This is a genomic window from Mycobacterium sp. 1423905.2, assembly GCF_001673155.1.
Lineage (GTDB): Bacteria > Actinomycetota > Actinomycetes > Mycobacteriales > Mycobacteriaceae > Mycobacterium.
On the sequence record NZ_LZLE01000224.1, the window covers coordinates 18,894 to 38,882 of the forward strand.

A 19,989-nucleotide genomic window follows, 5' to 3' on the forward strand; every position below is an offset into this window, starting at 1 on the left:
CGTAGTTAGGCGAGCTCCCGGTCAACCATCCAATTGATCGTCGGAGTCGACGGCGCGCTTGTGGTTGCGGATGCCCAGCGGGTTTTCCACCCACCGCAACACCGGCAGTTGAGGGAACTCCCAACGCCGCGAAGGCAATTCGGACACATCGCTGATCGACCGCACCACGGCCTGCGTCAAGCCCATGATCGCGGCCATCACCGGAAGCAACGGCTGCAGGGGCTTGGCCGCGGTGCGCACCGTGCTGATGCGGCGGGCCAAGACCAGGCGCTCGATCGAGTGATACAGCCAGGCGCCCACCCCGAGGGCGTAGATCGCCAGCACCGACGACGCGATGGACCAGTCGTAGGCGGCGCACACGACGGCGCCGATCACCACCGTCGCGGCCAGCCATGCGGCGACGACGACGCGCAGCTCCAGCCGCGTCATGACGGGCGGCCACGCACCGCTTGTGCGGCCGCCCGGATCTGCGGCGTGACGAGCATGACCTGGCCCAGCACCCCGTTGACGAAGCCGGGTGAGTCGTCGGTGGACAACTCTTTGGCCAGTTCGACGGCTTCATCGACGGCGACCGGCTCCGGCACGTCGTCGGCGTGCAGCAACTCCCACACCGCGACGCGCAGGATGGCGCGATCGACGGCGGGCAGCCGGTCCAGCGTCCAGCCCTGTAGGTGGGAAGTGATCAGGTCGTCGATGTGGGCGGCGTGTTCCCCGACGCCGCGGGTCGCCGTGGCCGTGTACGGATGCAGCGGCGCCACTTCGGGTTTGGCTGCGGCCAGCGCGGTGCGGGACTCGACGATTTCGGCCGGGGTCATGCCGCGGGCCTCGGCTTCGAACAGCAGGTCGACGGCTCCCTTGCGCGCCTGATGGCGGCCTCGGACCGGTCTGGCCGGCTTCTCGTGAGGTTGCTTGCGTCCGTCCGGCATCGTCAGGCGTTGACCCGACCCAGGTAGCTGCCGTCACGCGAGTCGACCTTGAGCTTGTCGCCGGTGTTGATAAACAGCGGCACCTGGATCTGGGCGCCGGTCTCCAAGGTGGCCGGCTTGGTGCCCGCGCTGGACCGGTCGCCCTGCAGGCCTGGCTCGGTGTGGGTCACCTCGAGCTCCACGGTGACCGGCAACTCCAGGTACAGCGGTGCGCCGTTGTGGAAGGCGATTTGGACCGGCAGGCCTTCCAGCAGGAATCGGGCGGCGTCGCCGACTAGCGACTCCGGCAGCGGGTGCTGCTCATAGTCCTCGCTGTCCATGAACACGAAGTCCGAGCCGTCGCGGTACAGATAGGTGGCGTCGCGCCGGTCGACGGTGGCGGTGTCCACCTTCACTCCGGCGTTGTAGGTCTTGTCGACCACCTTGCCGGACAGCACGTTTTTGAGCTTGGTGCGCACGAAGGCCGGCCCCTTGCCGGGCTTGACGTGCTGAAACTCCGTGATCTGCCACAGCTGGCCGTCAATCACCAGGACAAGTCCGTTCTTGAAGTCAGCAGTGCTCGCCACGATCGGTAAATCTCCTACAAGATGGCCAGTTCCTTGGGGAACCGGGTCAGCAATTCCGGGGTCTGCCCGGCGGTCTCTGAAGCGCCGTTGGGCACGCCCAAGGTGTCCTCGATGCGGACACCGCCGCGGCCGGGCAGATAAACACCGGGCTCCACAGTTACCACGGAGCCCGCAAGAAGTGTACCGGCGGACGTCGCGCCGATGCCGGGTGCTTCGTGGATCTCCAGGCCCACGCCGTGGCCCAGCCCGTGACCGAAGTGGTCGCCGTAGCCGGCGTCGGCGATGAGCTGACGCGCCGCGGCGTCGACCTCCCGCAATTCGATGCCGGCCCGCAGCGCCTCCCGCCCGGCGCGTTGCGCATCGCACACCAGCTGGTAGATCTCGAGCTGCCAGTCGGCGGCCGACCCGAGCACGAAGGTGCGCGTCATGTCGGAGTGGTAACCGGCGACCAGGGCGCCGAAGTCGATCTTGACGAAGTCGCCGGCCGTGAGGACCGCGTCGGTGGGCCGGTGATGCGGTATCGCCGAATTGGGGCCGGCGGCCACGATGGTCTCGAACGACACCGCCTCGGCGCCGTGGTCGAGCATCAGCGCCTCTAGCTCACGGGCGACCTCACGTTCGGTGCGGCCCGGCCGCAGCCCGCCGCGTTCCACCAAGTCGGTCAGCGCGGCGTCGGCGGCCTCGCAGGCCAGCCGCAGCAACGCCAGCTCGCCGGCGTCTTTGATCTCGCGCAGCCCTTCCACGATGCCCGAGGCACGCACCAGCTCGGTGCCGTGTTCGGTGACCGCGCCGGTCAACGCGTCCAGGCCGTCGACCGTCACCACGTGCGACTCGAAGCCGAGCTTGGCCACGCCGTCGGTGGCGGCGCGGCCGGCCAGGTAACGTCCGACGGCCCGCTCGATGGCCACTTCGAGGTCGGGCGCCTGGTGCGCCGCCTGCGTGCGGTAGCGGCCGTCGGTGGACAGCACGGCTTCCCGGTCGTCGGCAAACACCAGCAACGCGCCGTTGGAGCCACTGAAACCGGATAGGTATCGCACATTTATCAGGTTCGTGACCAGCATCGCGTCTAGTCCGTTGGCAACGATTTGGGCTCTGAGATTGTCACGACGCTGGGAATGTGTCACACCCCTTGACGGTACTCGCTACGCTGATGGCCCATGAGCAACTGGATGGTGCGAGGTTTAGCCTTTGCCGCCGTGATGACCGTTCTTCGCCTGTTCCAGGGGGCGCTGATCAACGCCTGGCAAACGCAGTCGGGGCTGATCAGCATCGTCATGTTGCTGCTGTTCGCGACGGGCGCGGTGGTGTGGGGATTCCGGGACGGCCGCGCCGACGCCAAAGCCAACCCCGACCCGGACCGCCGCGCGGACCTGGCCATGAACTGGCTGCTGGCCGGCCTGGTGGCGGGTGTCGTCAGCGGCCTGATCTGCTGGATCATCGCCCTGTTCTACAAAGGCATCTACACCGGCGGGTTGTTCAACGAGCTGACCACCTTCGCGGCGTTCACTGCGCTGCTGGTCTTCATCTTTGGCATCCTCGGGGTGGCCGTCGGCCGCTGGCGGGTGGACCGCAAGGCTCCCCCGCCGGAGAAGCACGACGAGGAGCACCGCCGCAAGAGCGAGGACCGAGCCGATACCGACGTGTTCACCGCCGTGCGCGGCGACGACAGCCCCACCGGTGAGATTCCCGTAGGCGACGGCGGCAAGACCGAGGAGCGGACCTCGTCAGTGGCCACAGCCGAGCGGTCGGGCGGACACGAAGCCCCGACCGAGACGATCCGCACCAGGGACCACGACGCGCGCACCGAGACGATCAACACCGGCGACCGCGACGCGCGCACCGAAACCATCTCCACCGGCGACCGCGACGCGCGCACCGAGACGATCTCGACCCATCACAAGGACGACGCCCCCACCGAGGTGATCCGCACCGACGATCACACCAAGCGGGGCGACGCTAAGTAGCGTTAGCGGCCAGGTACCGCAGGGCCAGCAAGTAGCCTTGGACGCCGAACCCGACGATCACCCCGGTCGCGATGGGGCTCAAGTAGGAATGGCGCCGGAACTCCTCGCGCGCGTGCACGTTGGAGATGTGCACCTCGATCAGCGGAGCGCTCAGCTCCGCGCAGGCGTCACGCAACGCCACCGACGTGTGCGTCAGACCGCCGGCGTTGAGGATCACCGGTTCTCGCGCGTCGGCGGCGGCATGAACCCATTCCAGCAGTTGGCCTTCGCTATCACTTTGCCGCACAACGACTTCGAGCCCCAGCTCGGCGGCTTCCCGCTCGATGAGGGCGACCAGGTCGGCATGGGTGGTGCTGCCGTAGACCTCCGGCTCGCGCCGGCCCAGCCGCCCCAGGTTGGGGCCATTGATCACGTGCACGGTCACGGGGCGCACACCCCGGCATAGGCGGTCACCAGCAGCCCCGGGTCCGGTCCCACCAAGCGTCCCGGTTTCGCCAATCCGTCGAGCACCACGAACCGCAGCACGCCGGCGCGGCTTTTCTTGTCGCCGGCCATGTATTCCAGCAGTTGCGGCAGCGCATCGGGGTCGTAGCTGACCGGTAGCCCCAGCGAGGTAAGGACGGTGCGGTGGCGCTGCGCGGTGGCGTCGTCGAGCCGTCCGGTCAACCGGGCCAGTTCCGCGGCGAAAACCAAGCCGACCGAGACCGCGGCGCCGTGCCGCCACTGGTAGCGCTCGCGGCGCTCGATCGCGTGGCCCAAAGTGTGCCCATAATTGAGGATCTCGCGCAGCTCGGATTCTTTTTCGTCGGCCGCGACGACCTCCGCCTTGACGGCGATGGCCCGGCGAATCAGCTCGGGCAGCACCTCGCCCTTGGGGTCCAGGGCGGCCTGCGGGTCGGTTTCGATGAGGTCGAGGATGACCGGGTCGGCGATGAATCCCGCTTTGACCACTTCGGCCATGCCCGCGGCGATCTCGTTGTGTGGCAACGTTTCCAGCGTCGCCAGGTCGACCAGCACGGCCAGCGGCTGGTGGAACGCGCCGACCAGGTTCTTGCCGGCATCGGTGTTGATGCCGGTCTTGCCGCCGACGGCGGCGTCCACCATCGCCAGCAGCGTGGTAGGCACGTGCACGATGTCCACGCCGCGCAGCCAGGTCGCGGCCGCGAACCCGGCGACGTCGGTGGCCGCCCCACCGCCCAGGCTGACCAGGGCGTCTTTGCGACCAATCCCAATGCGGCCCAACACGTCCCAGATGAAGCCGACGACCGGCAGGTCCTTGCCGGCTTCGGCGTCGGGAATCTCGATGCGGTGAGCGTCGACGCCCCGGTCGGCCAGGTGGCTGCGGATCGCCTCGGCGGTCTGGGCCAGCACAGGCTGGTGCAAGATGGCGACCTTGTGCCGGTCGGACAACAGTTGTGTCAACTCGTTGAGCAAGCCGCGTCCGATGACGACCGGATACGGCGGGTCGACGGCCACCTCGACGGTGACCGGTGGGTTCGGTTCGCTCATGTGGCTGCCTGGTTCTCGGTTGCGGCGGACTCGGCGGACTGCAGCCGCGACACGATGTGGCGCACCACCGCCCCCGGGTTGCGCCGGTTGGTGTCGACCCGCATGGTGGCCACGCGCCGGTACAGCGGCGCCCGTTTGGCCATCAGCGCCCGGTACTTCTCGGCGCGATCGGGTCCGGCCAGCAGCGGGCGTACGGCGCTGCCGCCGGTGCGACGAACCCCTTCGGCCGCACCGATTTCCAGGTAGATCACGGTGTGGCCGGCCAGCGCCGCGCAGACGCCGGGGCTGGTGACCGCGCCACCGCCCAGGGACAGCACCCCGTCGTGCTCGGCGAGCGCGGCGCGCACCACGTCCTCCTCGATGCGCCGGAACTCCGCTTCCCCGTCGGTGGCGAAGATATCGGCGATGCTGCGTCCGGTCCGCTGCTCGATGGCGGCGTCGGTGTCGAGCATGCTGACGCCGAGCGCCTTGGCCAGCCGGCGCCCGATGGTCGACTTCCCCGAGCCCGGCAGTCCGATCAATACCGCTTTAGGTGCCATGGGCCGCTACCCCTGGCTGACCCGGGCCCGGGCGGCCGGCGCCTCCCGTTCGGCCACCGTCCGCTGGTACGCCTCGATGTTGCGGCGCGTTTCGGCCAGCGAGTCGCCGCCGAATTTTTCCAGGACCGCACGGGCCAGCACCAGCGCCACCATGGTTTCGACGACGACGCCGGCGGCGGGCACCGCGCACACATCCGAGCGCTGGTGGATGGCGACGGCCTCGTCGCCGGTGGCCATGTCGACGGTGGCCAGGGCGCGCGGGACGGTGGAGATGGGTTTCATCGCCGCGCGCACCCGCAGCGGCTGGCCGTTGGTCATACCGCCTTCCAGTCCGCCGGCCCGGTTGGTGGACCGCACGACGCCGTCGGGGCCGGGGTACATCTCGTCGTGGGCGCGGCTGCCGCGGCGGCGCGCGGTTTCGAATCCGTCCCCGATCTCGACGCCCTTGATGGCCTGGATGCCCATCACGGCGGCGGCCAACTGGCTGTCGAGGCGGTTGTCGCCGCTGGTGAACGAACCCAGCCCGATCGGCAGGCCCAACGCGACCACCTCGACGACGCCGCCCAGGGTGTCGCCGTCCTTCTTCGCGGCTTCGATCTCGGTGATCATGGCCTGCTCGGCGGCCTTGTCGTAGGCGCGCACCGGGCTGGCGTCGATGGCGGGCAAGTCTTCGGCGTGCGGCGGCGGGCCCTCGTAGGGTGCCGACGCGCCGATGGAGATGACGTGGGAAAGCACCTCGACGCCGAGCGCCTGACGCAGGAACGCCCGGGCGACCGTTCCCGCCGCGACGCGGGCCGCCGTCTCGCGAGCGCTGGCCCGCTCCAACACCGGGCGGGCGTCGTCGAAGCCGTACTTGAGCATGCCCGCGTAATCGGCGTGGCCGGGCCGGGGCCGGGTCAGCGGTTCGTTGCGCGCGATGTTGTCCAGCTCAGCCGGGTCGACGGGGTCGGCGGCCATCACGGTCTCCCATTTCGGCCATTCGGTGTTGCCGATCTCAATGGCGATGGGCCCGCCCAGCGTGGTGCCGTGACGGACCCCGGAGAGCACCGTCACCGCGTCGCGCTCGAATTTCATCCTCGCGCCGCGGCCGTAGCCCAGCCGACGGCGGGCCAGCTCATCGGCGATATCGGTCGAGGTGACCGCCACGCCGGCGACCATGCCCTCGACGACGGCGACCAAGGCGCGGCCGTGCGATTCCCCGGCGGTAATCCAGCGCAACACCCGACCATCTTCCCACGGGCTCACCCCAGCAGGGCCGGCCCGGCCGCCCAAGCCGTGGCCAGGCACATCGACGGACCGTGCGGCACCGACCGCACGCCGCGCGGCAGCACCGCCAGACCGAACAGCGCGGTCAGCAGCGGCGCGGCCAGCGCGGCCAGGAACCACGCCTGGACGCCGCAGCAGCCGCCGAGCGCACCCAGACCGATCGCCAGCTTGACGTCACCGGCGCCCATTGCCGCCGGGAGGGCCAGATGCACCGCCAGGTACAGCCCGGTCAGGGCGACGGCCCCGGCCAGCGCCGGCAGCCCATGACCAGCGCCGGCCGCGACCGCGAGAATCAGACCGGCGCCGGGCAGGGTCAGTGCGTTGGGTAGCCGGCGCTTTCGGAAGTCGCACCAGCTCAACACCGTCAACCAGGCCAGCACCGCCGCGCCCGCAGCAATCCGCATGCAGCGGCAGGTTAATCCGGCTGGGTCAGCGCGCAAGTCATCGCCTCGCGCGGCGCCGGCATTCCGGTGAACTGCTCGACCTGCGCGAACGCCTGGTGCAGCAGCATCTGCAGGCCACTGACGACCCGGCCGCCGGCCGCGGTCACCGCGGCGGCCAGCGGGGTGGGCCAGGGATCGTAGATCGCGTCCAACAGCACCGGGATGGCGGCGAAGGTGGCGGCATACCGGGCCGCCACCTCGGCGGGGATGGTGCTGACCAGCGCGGTCGCGGCGGCGACCTCGTCGGTCAATCCGGGACTGTCCAGGTTGGTGAAGCGGGTCGCGACGCCCAGTTGCGCGCCCAGGTGCAGCAAGCGGGCGGCTTTGTCGGGGTTGCGCGCCACCACGGTGATCTCCGTGACACCCAACTGGGCCAGCCCGGCGACGGCCGCGGGTGCGGTGCCACCCGATCCGCACACCAGCGCGCGCCCGGACGCGTGGCCGAGCGCGCCGGCGACGCCGTCGATGTCGGTGTTGTCGGCCCGCCAGCCGTTCGGTGTGCGCACCAGGGTGTTGGCCGAGCCCACCAGTTCGGCGCGCTCGGTGCGTTCGTCGGCGCAGCGCAGGGCGGCGAACTTGCCCGGCATGGTGACCGACACCCCGACCCATTCCGGGCCGAAGGCGGCGACGACGCCGGGAAGTTGCGCGGCGTCGCACTCGATGCGCTCGTAGGTCCACTCGGGCAGGCCCAGCGCCCGGTAGGCGGCCAGGTGCAGCTGGGGAGAGCGGGAGTGGGCGATCGGCGAGCCGAGGACGGCTGCCTTTCTACCGGGTGGAATCGAGGACACCGTTGTGTTTGGCCAGCTCGATGTTGGCCAGGTGCTGTTGGTAATCCCGGGTGAACAGCGTTGTCCCTTGCGAGTCGATGGTCACGAAGTACAGCCAGTCGCCCGGCTGGGGATGCTCAGCGGCATGCAGCGCGTCGACTCCCGGTGAGCAGATGGCGGTGGCCGGCAGGCCTTCGGCCATGTAGGTGTTCCACGGGGTCCGCTGGGCCCGGTCGCCGTCGCTGGTGGCCACCTCGCGGCGGTCCAGCGGGTAATTGACGGTGGAGTCGAATTCCAGGGTGCGGTGCTCGTGCAGCCGGTTGTAGATGACCTGCGCCACCTTGGAGAAATCTTGGGCGTTGGCTTCCTGCTGCACCAGCGAGGCCACCACCAAAATGTCGTAGGGCGACAGGCTCAGAGCCTTGGCGGTGTCGACCAGACCCGACTTCAGGTACTCCACGGCGCCGGCGTTGATCAGCGTGGCCAGGATCGTTTCGGCCGACGCGGAGGGATCGATGTTGAACGTGCCCGGGGCGATCAAGCCTTCGATGCGGCGATGGTCGTCACCCAGCTCGTTGACCGGCTCCACCGCCCAGGGCGGCACCTGCAGCGCCGCCGGGGTGCTCTTGCCGGCCGCGGTGCGTAGGTCCGCCACCGAGACGCAGCGCTGGTTGCCGTCGAGGTTGACGCAGGTGGCCCGCGAGATCAGGGTCAGGATCCCGGGGTTGACCACGTTGCTCTTCATGTCGGTGGTGTCGTCGAGCTGGCGGCCTTCGGGAATGACGAGCTTGCCGACCCGGCTCTTCGGATCAGCCAACCGGGCCACGGCGTTGGCCGCCGGTATCTCGGTGCGCATGCGGTAGAAACCGGGCTGGATCGAGGAGATCGCGGCGTTGCCGTGCGCGGCGTCGACGAATGCCCGCACGGTGCGCACCACCCCGCGGTTAAGTAGGGTCTCGCCCACCGCCGTCGTCGAGTCACCGGACTGGATCTGGATGACGACGTCGCGCTTGCCGTTGCCGGTGTAGTCGTCGTCGGCGCCCGACAGCACCCGCCACAGCTTGGAGCCGAGGAAGACGCCGGCCACCACGACGACCACCAGAAGGCTGAGCCCGATGCCGCCGAGAATGCGCCGGCGCCGCCGGGTCCGCTCGGCCCGCTTGCGGCGGTCGGCGCGGGTTCTGCGGTGCCGGGTGGGTTCCACCGCCACGGGCTCGGCCCGGTGACGACGGTGGTCCTCGTCAGCCATCGACACCTTCCCCAGCCCCCGAGTTCGCCCGATCGGTCACCACCTTGCGACGTTGATCCAACCACCCCTGCAGGATCGCCACCGCAGCCGCCTGGTCGATCACTGACCGCTGGTCGCGTGAGCGCACCCCGGCCTCGCGCAGTGATCGCTGCGCGCTGACCGTGGTGAGCCGCTCGTCGGCCAGCCGCACCGGCGTGGGCGCGATCCGCCGGGCCAGCGCCTCGGCCACCTCGATCGCGTCGCGGGCCGACGCGCCGGTGCGGTCGGCCAGCGTGCGCGGCAGCCCGACGATCACCTCGACCGCCTCGTATTCGGCGGTGAGGGCGGCCAGCCGGCGCAGATGCCGGCCGGATCGCTCCCGACGCACCGTCTCCACCGGGGTGGCGAGAATGCCGTCCGGGTCGCTACTGGCCACGCCGATACGCACACTGCCCACGTCGATGCCGAGGCGTCGTCCCCGCCCGGGGTCCTGGTCGCCAGGCCGGTCGGGTGGACGGTGTTGCTGCGAATCCACTCAGCCGACCCGTGCGATCTCCGCGCGTACCGCGTCCAGTGCGGCGTCGATGCCGGTCGGATTCTTCCCGGACCCTTGGGCCAGGTCGGCCTTGCCGCCGCCGCGGCCTTCGACCGCCACGGCGAGTTGTTTGACCAGATCGTTGGCGCGCAGCCCGAGGTCTTGGGCAGCGGAGTTGGCGGCCACCGCGTACGGCACGGTCTGGCTCTCGCCTTCGGCGATAAGCGCCACCACGGCCGGGTCGCTGCCGAGCTTGCCGCGGATGTCGCCGACCAGCGACCGCAGGTCGGCCGCGCTCATTCCGGCCGACATGCGCTGGGCCACCAGCCGCACATTGCCGATGCGCTCGGCACCGGCGGCGGCGTTGGTGGCGGCCGCGCGGGCGCTGGCCAGCCGGGCCCGCTCGAGTTCCTTCTCGGCGGCCTTGAGCCGCTCCACCAGAGTTGCCACCCGCGCCGGCACCTCTTCCGAGGGCACCTTCAACGACGACGCCAGCCCGGCCATCAACGCGCGTTCCTTGGCCAGGTGCCGGAACGACTCCAGCCCGACGTAGGCCTCCACGCGGCGCACCCCGGAGCCGATCGAGGACTCACCCAGGATGGTCACCGGGCCGATCTGCGCCGAGTTGTGCACGTGCGTGCCGCCGCACAGCTCCAACGAGAACGGACCGCCGATCTCGACCACCCGCACCTGCTCGGGGTAGCTCTCACCGAACAGCGCCATCGCGCCCATGGCCTTGGCTTTGTCGAGCTGCTCGAGGAAGGTGTGCACCTCGAAGTCGGCTTGCACCGCCTCGTTGGTCACCTCTTCGATCTGGGTGCGCTGGTCTTCGCTCAACGGCCCCTGCCAGTTGAAGTCGAACCGCAGGTAGCCCGGCCGGTTCAGGGAGCCCGCCTGAACTGCATTGGGGCCCAATACCTGTCGCAACGCAGCGTGCACCATATGGGTGCCGGAATGCCCCTGGGTGGCGCCCTTGCGCCAACTGGGGTCGACCGCGGCGATCACGCTGTCGCCTTCGACGAACTCGCCGGACTCGACGTTGACGCGGTGCACGTACAGCGTTTTGGCGATCTTCTGCACATCGGTGACGGCCGCTCTGGCGCTACCGCCGGCGCCGGTTCCGCTGATCGAGCCGATGTCGGCGATCTGACCGCCCGATTCGGCGTAGAGCGGGGTGCGGTCCAGCACCAGTTCCACCCGATTGGCGTTCACGCCGTCGGCGTGGGAGACGACCGGCACCCGCTTGCCGTCCACGAATATCCCCAGAACCGTTGCGTCGGAGTCCAATTCATCGAACCCGGTGAACTCCGTGGGGCCGGCGTCGACCAGTTCCCGGTAGGCGGTCAGGTCGGCGTGCGCATGCTTGCGCGCGGCCGCGTCGGCCTTGGCGCGGCGGCGCTGCTCGGCCATCAGTTCGCGGAATCCGGCCTCGTCGACGCCCAGGCCGGCCTCGGAGGCCATCTCCAGAGTCAACTCGATGGGGAAACCGTAGGTGTCGTGCAAGGTGAACGCGTCCGAACCGGAAACCATTGGGGCGCCAGAAGATTTGGTGGCGCCGGCCACCTCTTCGAACAGCCTGGAGCCCGACGCCAGGGTGCGGTTGAACGCCGTCTCTTCGGCGACCGCGATGCGGTTGATCCGCTCGAAGTCGCTGACCAGTTCGGGGTAGGACGGGCCCATCGAATCGCGCACGCTGAGCATCAAGTCACCGACGATCGGAGTGTCGATGCCCAGCAGTTTGGCCGAGCGCACCACTCGGCGCAGCAGGCGGCGCAACACGTAACCGCGGCCGTCATTGCCGGGGCTGACGCCGTCACCGATCAGGATTGCCGCGGTGCGGCTGTGGTCGGCGATGATGCGGTAGCGCACGTCGTCGTCGTGGTTGCCTTCTGGACCAGGAGCGTCGTAGGGGCGTGGTGCGCGGGCGGCGACGGTGTCGATCACCGGCCGCAGCAGGTCGGTCTCGTAGACGTTGTGCACGCCTTGGAGGACCAGTGCGATCCGCTCGACGCCCATGCCGGTGTCGATGTTCTTGCGCGGCAACGGTCCGAGGATCTCGTAGTCCTCTTTCGACGTTCCCTCGCCGCGCTCGTTCTGCATGAACACGAGGTTCCACACTTCGAGGTAGCGGTCCTCGTTGACGATCGGACCGCCACCGGGGCCGTACTCGGGCCCGCGGTCGTAGTAGATCTCCGACGACGGTCCGCACGGCCCGGGGATGCCCATCGACCAGTAGTTGTCGGCCATGCCGCGGCGCTGAATCCGCTCGGCCGGCAGACCGGCAATCTCCCGCCACAGTTCCGCGGCCTCGTCATCATCGAGATACACTGTGGCCCAGAGCTTTTCCGGGTCAAGCCCGTATCCCCCGGCGTCGACACTGTTGGTCAGCAATGACCAGGCCAGCTCGATGGCGCCCCGCTTGAAGTAGTCGCCGAACGAGAAGTTGCCGGCCATCTGGAAGAACGTGTTGTGCCGGGTGGTGATGCCGACTTCGTCGATATCCGGAGTGCGGATGCACTTTTGGATGCTGGTGGCCGTCGCGTAGGGCGGAGTGCGCTGGCCCAGGAAGAACGGCACGAACTGGACCATGCCGGCGTTGACGAACAACAAGTTGGGGTCGTCGAGGATCACCGACGCGCTGGGCACCTCGGTGTGGCCGGCCTTCACGAAATGATCAAGGAACCGCTTCCTGATCTCGTGTGTTTGCACTGTCTCCGCTTTCTTGTTTGCTCGGTTGAGTCACCTGCCAGCCTATTCGCCGGTTAGGGCGACGGCTGTCAGAGACCGATTTCGGCTCCCTAGCCTTCCATAAAGCTCAACCGCACCGAGCGCTGCGGATTGTCTCGGTTGAGGTCGACCAGAACGACGCTTTGCCAGGTGCCCAGCATCGGCTCACCGTGGGAGACCGGCACCGTCACCGACGGCGACACGATCGCTGGGAGCACATGGTCAGCGCCGTGGCCCGGGGAGCCGTGCGCATGCCGGTAACGGTCGTCGCGCGGCAGCAGCCGCTCCAACGTGTCCACCAAGTCGTCGTCGGAGCCGGCACCGGTTTCGATGATCGCGACCCCGGCCGTGGCGTGCGGGACGAACACGTTGCACAAACCGTCGCCGTAGCTGAAGCAGAACCTGCGCACCGCATCGGTGAGATCCACGATTCGGCGACGCGATGTGTCCACTTCCAGCACGTCCGTCTGCATTCGACCAGCCTACGGCGCAACGGCTACAGCCAGCCAATCGTTTGTGACCGCGACCACATCTGGCCATTGCGGCGGGCAACGGTCAGGAGGAAGGTATCTGGTGGGACCGGTGGCGCCACCGGGGCGCTGCCCCGACAGTGGAGGGAGCCAACCGTGTACGCACGATCCACCACCATTCAGGCGCAACCCTTGTCGGTCGACATCGGGATCGCGCATGTCCGCGATGCCGTCATGCCGGCCCTGCAGGAGATCGACGGATGCATCGGGGTGTCGCTGTTGGTCGATCGGCAAAACGGGACCTGCATCGCGACCAGCGCCTGGCAGACCTTGGAGGCGATGCGAGCCAGCGCCGAGCAGGTGGCGCCGATCCGCGACCGCGCCGGGCTGATGTTCGATGGCAGCTCGCGGGTCGAGGAATGGGAGATCGCATCGGTGCACCGCGATCACCGGTCGCGCGAAGGCGCGTGCGTGCGGGCCACCTGGCTCAAAGTGGTGCCTGACCAGCTCAGTCGCTCGCTGGACTTCTACCGCACCGCGGTTTTGCCCGAGATGGAGCAGCTCGAGGGGTTCTGCAGCGCCAGCCTGATGGTCGACCACCCGGCGAGCCGGCGCGCGGTGTCGTGCTCGACCTTCGACAGCATGGACGCGATGGCCCGCAACCGGGACCGGGCATCCGAGCTGCGCAGCCGGCGGGTGCGCGACTTGGGCGCCGAGGTGCTCGACGTGGCCGAGTTCGAGTTGGCGATCGCTCACTTGCGGGTGCCGGAGCTGGTCTAGCGAGCCGCCTTGACGTCGAGCGTCACGCTGGGGTGACGGCGGCCTGCGGCCGCCACGCTGGCATGACGCTAAGTAGCGATGCCGACTCGGCCGGCGCCCTCACGACCGTCCCCGTTTGCGAATGATTGCGCGCAACCGGTCCAGCCGGCCGACCAGCTCGCGTTCGCTACCGCGACCGGTGGGCAGATAGTAGTCCACACCGACCAACTCCTCCGGCGGATACTGTTGTGCCACAACGCCGTCGGGGTCGTCATGGGAGTATTTGTAGCCTTGCGCGTGGCCGAGCGCCGCCGCACCGGAATAGTGCCCGTCGCGCAGATGGGCCGGCACCAGGCCCGCCTTGCCGGCTCTGACGTCGCTCATCGCCGCGCCCAGCGCCGTGGTGACGGCGTTGGATTTCGGCGCGGTGGCCAGATAGACCGTCGCGTGCGCCAGCGTCAGCTGGGCTTCGGGCATGCCGATCAGCGCCACGGTCTGCGCGGCCGCGACGGCCACCTGCAACGCATTCGAATCGGCCATCCCGACGTCCTCGCTGGCCAGGATCATCAGCCGGCGGGCGATGAAGCGCGGGTCCTCCCCCGCCACCAGCATGCGAGCCAGATAATGCAACGCGGCGTCGACGTCGGAGCCGCGGACCGACTTGATGAAGGCGCTGATGACGTCGTAGTGCTGGTCGCCGTCGCGGTCGTAGCGGACCGCCGCCTTGTCCAGCGACTGTTCGACGGTCTCGACGGTGACCGGCTGACCGGCCGCTTGGGCCGCCTCGGCGGCAACCTCCAGCGCGGTCAGCGCGCGGCGGGCGTCACCCGCGGCCAACTGCACCATCAAGTCGATCGCCTCGGGTGCCACCTCTACCTGACCGCCCAGGCCCCGCTCGTCGTCGATCGCCCGCTGCACCACCGTGCGGATGTCGTCGGCGGTCAACGGCCGCAACTGCAGGATCAGCGACCGCGACAGCAGCGGCGCCACCACCGAGAACGACGGGTTCTCCGTCGTCGCCGCCACCAGCAACACCACCCGGTTTTCCACCGCAGACAGCAAGGCGTCCTGCTGAGTCTTGGAGAACCGGTGCACCTCGTCGATGAACAGCACCGTCTGCTCGCCGTGCAGCAGTGCCCGGCGAGCCCCGTCGATCACCGCCCGGACGTCCTTGACGCCGGCCGACAACGCCGACAGTGCCTCGAACCGGCGGCCCGTGGCCTGCGAGACCAGCGCCGCCAGCGTCGTCTTACCGCTTCCCGGCGGGCCGTACAGAATGGCCGAAGCCACGCCGGAACCCTCGACCAGGCGACGCAGCGGCGACCCGGCTGCCAGCAAGTGGTCCTGCCCCACCACTTCGTCCAGCGTCGCCGGACGCATCCGCACCGCCAGCGGCGCGCCGGCCGGCACGCTCAGGCGAGCGTCGGCATCGGAGCGCGCCGGTGCGCCGGGAAGGTCGAACAGACCGTCGGACACGGCTTCAGGCATACCACGCCAGCCGCCAGGCGGACGCGACCGAAAATCAGGCGAGCGCAATGCGGGCGTCGCGGACGCTTATTTGCTAAGTTCCGCATTGCTAAGTTCCGCGCGCCTACCGAACTACCAGCAAATTAGGACGGGGCAATGAGCCAGCCACCAGAGTATCCAGGTAATCCGGCAGACCCTCAGGGCGGAAGTCACAGCCCTTCGGGCTATCCGCCTCCCCCGCCTCCCGGCTACGGCGCCCCGCCGCCACCACCGCCCGGTTACGGCGCGCAACCACCCAGCTACGGTGCGCCGCCGCAGCAATCCGGCTATGGCCAACCCCAAGGCGGCTACTCGCCTCCGGGCTACAGTCCCCCGCCGCCCCCACCGCCCAGCTACGGCCAACCCGGCGGCCAGCCTGGCGGCGGTCAGCCCGGCGGTTACCCGCAGCCGGGTGGATACGGCAGCCAGCAGCCGTTCAGCGTCGGCGATGCCGTCAGTTGGGCGTGGAACCGGTTCACTCAGAACATCGCCGCGTTCGTCGTCCCGGTGCTGCTCTACATCATCGGGCTGGGCATCCTCGGCGGTGTGACGTTCGGGCTGGGCTTCGGCCTGTCGGACACCACCACCACGAGTTACACCAACGAATACGGCGGCACCAGTGAAGCGGTGAACTCCAGCCTCACCCCCGCCGGCGGCATCGTGTTGTTCCTGGGCTCCCTCGCCCTGGCGTTCCTCGCGCTGTACATGCAGGCTGGGCTCGCGACGGCCAGCCTGGACGTCGCCGACGGACGACCGGTGAGCATCGGCACCTTCTTCAAGCCGCGCAACGTGGGCTCGGTGATTCTTACCGCACTGCTCTCCCTGGTGGGCGTGGCGATCGGGTACGTGCTGTGCATCATCCCCGGCCTGATCTTCGCGTTCCTGGCCCAGTTCGCCATCTTGTTCGCGATCGACAAGCGCACCTCGCCGGTCGACTCGATCAAGGCCAGCATCGCGACGGTGCGGGCCAACGTCGGCAGCAGCCTGTTGTCGTGGCTGGTGCAGTACGCGGCGGTGCTGATCGGCCAGTTGCTGTGCTACGTCGGCCTGCTGGCCGGTATTCCGATCGCCTCGCTGGTGCAGACCTACACCTATCGCAAGCTGACCGGCGGCCAGGTCGTCGAGCTGAACCAACAGCAGGGCGCGCCCGGCGGTTACCCGTCCGGCCCCCCGCAGGGCGGGCAGTTCGCCTAGTCCGCGCGCCGAAGTTCGGCGCTGCACGCCGCCGGGTTCTGTGATGGGATCAGCGGTTATGACCAGCGGTGGTGTGCTGCAGCACTCCTCGGCCGGTGGAACCGATGGTTACGACGCCGATCGCCTGCTGGCCGGCTATCGCGCGGGCCGCGCCCAGGAGGCGTTGTTCGACCTGCGGGACGGACCGGGCAGCACCTACGACGAGTTCATCGACTCCGACGGCAAGGTGCGGCCGGCGTGGGGGGAGGTCGCCGACGCGATCGCCGAGCGCGGCCGGTCCGGGCTGGATCTGTTGCGGTCGGTGGTTGACGGCCTGGTCGACCACGACGGCATCACCTACACCGAGGTTGCGCCTCACGCGTCCGGTCTTGGCCTGGAGCCGCGGCCGTGGAGCCTGGACAGCTTGCCGGTGGTCATCTCCGCGGCCGACTGGGACGTGCTGGAAGCCGGATTGGTGCAGCGTTCCCGGCTACTCGACGCCGTTCTCGCCGACCTGTACGGGCCGCGCCAGTTACTCGTCGAAGGGTTACTGCCGCCACAGTTGGTGTTCGCTCATCCCGGTTATGTGCGCGCCGTCAACGGCATCAAGGTGCCCGGTCATCACCAACTGTTCCTGCACGCCTGTGACGTCAGCCGGGTGCCGGGCGGCCGCTTTCAGGTCAACGCCGACTGGACTCAGGCGCCGTCGGGCGCCGGGTACGCGTTGGCCGATCGCCGGGTCATCGCGCACGCGGTCCCCGACCTTTACGAACGGATTGGCCCGCGCCCCAATTCGCCGTTCGCCCAGGCGTTGCGGCTGGCGCTGATCGACGCGGCCCCCGATGTGGCGCAAGATCCCGTCGTCGTCGTGCTCAGTCCGGGCATCTTCTCCGAAACCGCGTTCGACCAGGCGTATCTCGCCTCGCTGCTGGGTTTCCCGCTGGTCGAGAGCGCGGATCTGGTGGTGCGCGACGGCAAGCTCTGGATGCGCTCGCTGGGCACACTCAAGCGGGTGGACGTCGTGCTGCGCCGAGTGGACGCCGCCTACGCCGATCCGCTGGATTTACGCGCGGATTCGCGGCTCGGGGTGGTCGGTCTGGTCGAGGCCCAACACCGCGGCACGGTGACCGTGGTCAACACGCTGGGCAGCGGCATCCTGGAAAGCCCGGGGCTGCTGCGGTTTTTGCCCGCGCTGGCCGAGCGGTTGTTGGGCGAAGAGCCGCTGCTGACCGCCGCCCCCGTCTACTGGGGCGGCATCTCGGAAGAGCGTTCGCATCTATTGGCCAACCTGTCCTCGTTGTTGCTCAAGCCCACCGCCGGCGGGGAAACCCTTGTCGGGCCGGCTCTTTCGTCGGCTCAACGCGCCCAGCTGGCAGCGCGTATCGAAGCCCAACCGTGGGGCTGGGTGGGCCAGGAGCTGCCGACGTTCTCCTCAGCGCCCACCGACCATGCCGGTGTGTTGTCGTCGGCCGGCGTCGGCATGCGACTGTTCACGGTCGCCCAACGCGGCGGGTATGCCCCGATGATCGGCGGTCTGGGCTACGTCCTGGCGCCGGGGTCTGCCGCATACACGTTGAACACCGTTGCGGCCAAGGATGTTTGGGTACGCCCGACGGAACGCGCGATCGTCGAGACGGTGACGCTGCCGGCGGTGGCGCTGCCGGTGAAGGCCGGCGTCGGCACGTCAGGGGTCAGCTCGCCGCGGGTGCTTTCCGACCTGTTCTGGATGGGCCGCTACGGCGAGCGCGCGGAGAATATGGCCCGCCTGTTGACCGTCACCCGTGAGCGCTACCACGTCTTCCGCCATCACCCGGACGCCGAAGACAGTGAGTGCGTGCCCGTCCTGATGTACGCGTTGGGCCGCATCACCGGGACCGATTTGGTGGCCGAGCACGACGCGGCGGAGATGATCGCCGTCGTCCCCTCGACCCTGTGGTCGATGACGATGGACCCGGACCGGCCCGGCTCACTGGCCCAGTCGGTGGAAGGGCTGGCGCTGGCCGCACGGGCGGTGCGCGACCAGCTGTCCAACGACACCTGGATGGTGCTGGCGGGAGTGGAACGGGCGTTGGCCCACCAGCCGGATCCGCCCGAGTCGCTGGGCGAGGCCGACGCCCTGCTCGCCTCCGCCCAGGCTCAGACGCTCGCGGGAATGCTGACGCTGTCCGGGGTGGCCAGCGAGTCGATGATCCAGGACGTCGGCTGGACGATGATGGACATCGGCAAACGTATCGAGCGCGGGCTGTGGCTGACGGCGTTGCTGCGCGACACCCTGACCACGGTGCGCGGCCCGGCCGCAGAGCAATCCATCACCGAGTCGACCCTGGTGGCATGTGAGTCGTCGGTCACCTACCGCCGTCGCACGCTGGGCCTGGTCAGCGTGGCCGCGGTGACCGAGCTGATGCTCTTCGACGCGCAGAATCCGCGGTCGCTGGTCTACCAGCTGGAGCGGCTGCGCGCCGGCCTGCGTGGCCTGCCCGGCTCGTCGGGTTCCTCCCGCGCCGAACGGTTGGCCGAAGAGGTCAGCACGTGGCTACGCCGGTTCGACCCCGCCGAACTCGAAGAGGTCAGCGAGCACGGGCAGCGCGCGGAGCTGACGGATCTGCTCACCGGCATCCACAACGCGCTGCGCGACCTGGCCGACGTCATCACCGCCACCCAGCTGGCCCTGCCCGGCGGCATGCAGCCGCTGTGGGGGCCTGACGAGCGGCGGGTGATGCCGGCCTAGCTGGCGGCCGCTTCCGGGGCGGCCGGGCCGCGGGCCTGCGACGTGACTTCGTCGATGACGGTGTAGATGAACTGCATCTTCTCCAGCACCGCGGCCGGCAGCACGAACGGATACAGGTCGTCATGCCCCATCGAGCGGTTCACCATGTTCAGCGACCAGGACAACGGCAACCACAGGTCGATGATGGTCTGAAAAGCGCTGGGCCCCAACAACGGACGATCAAAAGTCGCCGACGCCGGCGCCAGCCCACACCACGCCGAGGTGTCCAAGGCGTCGCGAATGTGCAAATAGTGCGCGAAAGTTTCCGCCCAATCCTCGGCCGGATGCATGGTCGCATACGACGAGACGAAGTTATCCTGCCAATGCTCCGGCGGGCCCTCGCTGTAGTGCCGGTCCAGCGCCGCCTGGTAGTCGGACTCGTGGTCGCCGAACAGTTCGTTGAACCGCGCCACGTACTCACTCGACGGGCTGACCAGCCGGTAGTAGTAGTAATGACCGATTTCGTGGCGGAAGTGGCCGAGCAGGGTGCGGTACGGCTCGTCCATCTCCACCCGTAGTTGCTCGCGGTGCACGTCGTCGCCCTCGGCCAAATCCAGAGTGATCACGCCGTTTTGGTGGCCGGTCATCACTTTCTCGTGCGCGCTGGACAACAGCCGGAACGCCAACCCGTAGTCCGGGTCTTCGTTGCGTCCGATGATCGGCAGCTTCAACTCGTGCAGTTCGGCGATCAGCCGGCGTTTGGCCGCCTCGGCGCGGGCGAATTCCGCCAGACCCACCGTGTCGGCATCGTTGGGCCGTTCCGAGGTCAGCGCGCACGACACGCACAATCCGCCGGGCTGCCCCTTGGGCACCAGCCAATTGCATTCCGCGAGATACAGGTTCG

The 19,989-nt window shown here is 68.9% G+C and carries 20 protein-coding genes; 4 read left to right on the forward strand and 16 right to left on the reverse strand.

What is annotated here, in order from left to right:
* Positions 1-21 precede the first annotated feature (21 nt).
* The 4 genes from A9W95_RS13810 to A9W95_RS13825 are packed head-to-tail and all read right to left on the reverse strand — an operon-like array spanning position 22 to position 2,616.
* On the reverse strand, positions 22-429 hold the full coding sequence (locus A9W95_RS13810) for an antitermination protein NusB (RefSeq protein WP_067413460.1): 408 nt from the start codon (positions 427-429) through the stop codon (positions 22-24).
* Positions 426-926 (reverse strand): transcription antitermination factor NusB, encoded by a 501-nt coding sequence (gene nusB / locus A9W95_RS13815; RefSeq protein WP_067413463.1) that lies wholly within the window; start codon positions 924-926, stop codon positions 426-428. Before nusB ends, A9W95_RS13810 begins: the two co-directional genes overlap by 4 nt.
* A gap of 2 nt (positions 927-928) precedes the next feature.
* Complete coding sequence (gene efp, locus A9W95_RS13820) at positions 929-1,492, reverse strand: elongation factor P (RefSeq protein WP_067413465.1); 564 nt, start codon at positions 1,490-1,492, stop codon at positions 929-931.
* Positions 1,493-1,506: 14 nt separating this feature from the next.
* Positions 1,507-2,616, reverse strand: coding sequence for a Xaa-Pro peptidase family protein (locus tag A9W95_RS13825; protein ID WP_067413468.1), 1,110 nt, complete (start codon positions 2,614-2,616; stop codon positions 1,507-1,509).
* A 33-nt stretch (positions 2,617-2,649) separates the two neighbouring features.
* Here A9W95_RS13825 and A9W95_RS13830 point away from each other — a divergent pair, with 33 nt between their 5' ends.
* On the forward strand, positions 2,650-3,456 hold the full coding sequence (locus A9W95_RS13830; protein ID WP_067413471.1) for a B-4DMT family transporter: 807 nt from the start codon (positions 2,650-2,652) through the stop codon (positions 3,454-3,456).
* On the opposite strand, the gene aroQ is transcribed toward A9W95_RS13830, so the two are convergent.
* From aroQ to A9W95_RS13880, 10 genes are all read right to left on the reverse strand, one after another.
* Positions 3,449-3,889 carry a type II 3-dehydroquinate dehydratase gene (gene aroQ / locus A9W95_RS13835; RefSeq protein WP_067413473.1) on the reverse strand — a complete coding sequence of 147 codons (441 nt, stop codon included), beginning with the start codon at positions 3,887-3,889 and terminating at the stop codon, positions 3,449-3,451. The two genes, A9W95_RS13830 and aroQ, sit on opposite strands and share 8 nt — an antisense overlap.
* Positions 3,877-4,965 (reverse strand): 3-dehydroquinate synthase, encoded by a 1,089-nt coding sequence (gene aroB, locus A9W95_RS13840; protein ID WP_067413476.1) that lies wholly within the window; start codon positions 4,963-4,965, stop codon positions 3,877-3,879. Before aroB ends, aroQ begins: the two co-directional genes overlap by 13 nt.
* On the reverse strand, positions 4,962-5,504 hold the full coding sequence (locus tag A9W95_RS13845) for a shikimate kinase (RefSeq protein ID WP_067413478.1): 543 nt from the start codon (positions 5,502-5,504) through the stop codon (positions 4,962-4,964). Before A9W95_RS13845 ends, aroB begins: the two co-directional genes overlap by 4 nt.
* A 6-nt stretch (positions 5,505-5,510) precedes the next feature.
* The gene (gene aroC / locus A9W95_RS13850; RefSeq protein WP_067413517.1) at positions 5,511-6,725 is read right to left on the reverse strand and encodes a chorismate synthase; all 1,215 of its coding nucleotides are present in this window, start codon (positions 6,723-6,725) and stop codon (positions 5,511-5,513) included.
* A 20-nt stretch (positions 6,726-6,745) separates the two neighbouring features.
* On the reverse strand, positions 6,746-7,174 hold the full coding sequence (locus A9W95_RS13855; protein ID WP_067413481.1) for an A24 family peptidase: 429 nt from the start codon (positions 7,172-7,174) through the stop codon (positions 6,746-6,748).
* 11 nt (positions 7,175-7,185) lie between these two features.
* Positions 7,186-7,992, reverse strand: a complete 807-nt coding sequence (locus A9W95_RS13860) for a shikimate dehydrogenase (protein WP_156746195.1) — start codon at positions 7,990-7,992, stop codon at positions 7,186-7,188.
* On the reverse strand, positions 7,979-9,229 hold the full coding sequence (mltG, locus tag A9W95_RS13865; RefSeq protein ID WP_067413487.1) for an endolytic transglycosylase MltG: 1,251 nt from the start codon (positions 9,227-9,229) through the stop codon (positions 7,979-7,981). Before mltG ends, A9W95_RS13860 begins: the two co-directional genes overlap by 14 nt.
* Positions 9,222-9,743, reverse strand: coding sequence for a Holliday junction resolvase RuvX (gene ruvX / locus A9W95_RS13870; RefSeq protein ID WP_067413490.1), 522 nt, complete (start codon positions 9,741-9,743; stop codon positions 9,222-9,224). Before ruvX ends, mltG begins: the two co-directional genes overlap by 8 nt.
* Positions 9,744-12,452: an alanine--tRNA ligase gene (gene alaS / locus A9W95_RS13875; protein ID WP_067413493.1), complete on the reverse strand. Its 2,709-nt coding sequence runs from the start codon at positions 12,450-12,452 to the stop codon at positions 9,744-9,746. It lies immediately after the preceding gene.
* Between the two features lie 89 nt (positions 12,453-12,541).
* Positions 12,542-12,931, reverse strand: coding sequence for a secondary thiamine-phosphate synthase enzyme YjbQ (locus tag A9W95_RS13880; RefSeq protein ID WP_172826616.1), 390 nt, complete (start codon positions 12,929-12,931; stop codon positions 12,542-12,544).
* A 165-nt stretch (positions 12,932-13,096) separates the two neighbouring features.
* On the opposite strand from A9W95_RS13880, the gene A9W95_RS13885 reads away from it, so the two are divergent.
* A complete protein-coding gene (locus tag A9W95_RS13885) occupies positions 13,097-13,720 on the forward strand; it encodes a hypothetical protein (RefSeq protein WP_067413499.1) in 624 nt (207 codons plus the stop codon).
* Between the two features lie 99 nt (positions 13,721-13,819).
* Here the strand turns inward: A9W95_RS13885 and A9W95_RS13890 are convergent, their stop codons facing one another.
* The gene (locus A9W95_RS13890; RefSeq protein WP_067413503.1) at positions 13,820-15,187 is read right to left on the reverse strand and encodes a replication-associated recombination protein A; all 1,368 of its coding nucleotides are present in this window, start codon (positions 15,185-15,187) and stop codon (positions 13,820-13,822) included.
* A gap of 135 nt (positions 15,188-15,322) precedes the next feature.
* Here A9W95_RS13890 and A9W95_RS13895 point away from each other — a divergent pair, with 135 nt between their 5' ends.
* Complete coding sequence (locus A9W95_RS13895) at positions 15,323-16,399, forward strand: hypothetical protein (RefSeq protein ID WP_067413506.1); 1,077 nt, start codon at positions 15,323-15,325, stop codon at positions 16,397-16,399.
* Positions 16,400-16,457: 58 nt separating this feature from the next.
* Positions 16,458-19,106 (forward strand): circularly permuted type 2 ATP-grasp protein, encoded by a 2,649-nt coding sequence (locus tag A9W95_RS13900; protein ID WP_371328067.1) that lies wholly within the window; start codon positions 16,458-16,460, stop codon positions 19,104-19,106.
* Here A9W95_RS13900 and A9W95_RS13905 read toward each other — a convergent pair.
* The coding region (locus A9W95_RS13905; RefSeq protein ID WP_067413512.1) for a putative zinc-binding metallopeptidase at positions 19,103-19,989 on the reverse strand (887 nt) is incomplete at its 5' end. The two genes, A9W95_RS13900 and A9W95_RS13905, sit on opposite strands and share 4 nt — an antisense overlap.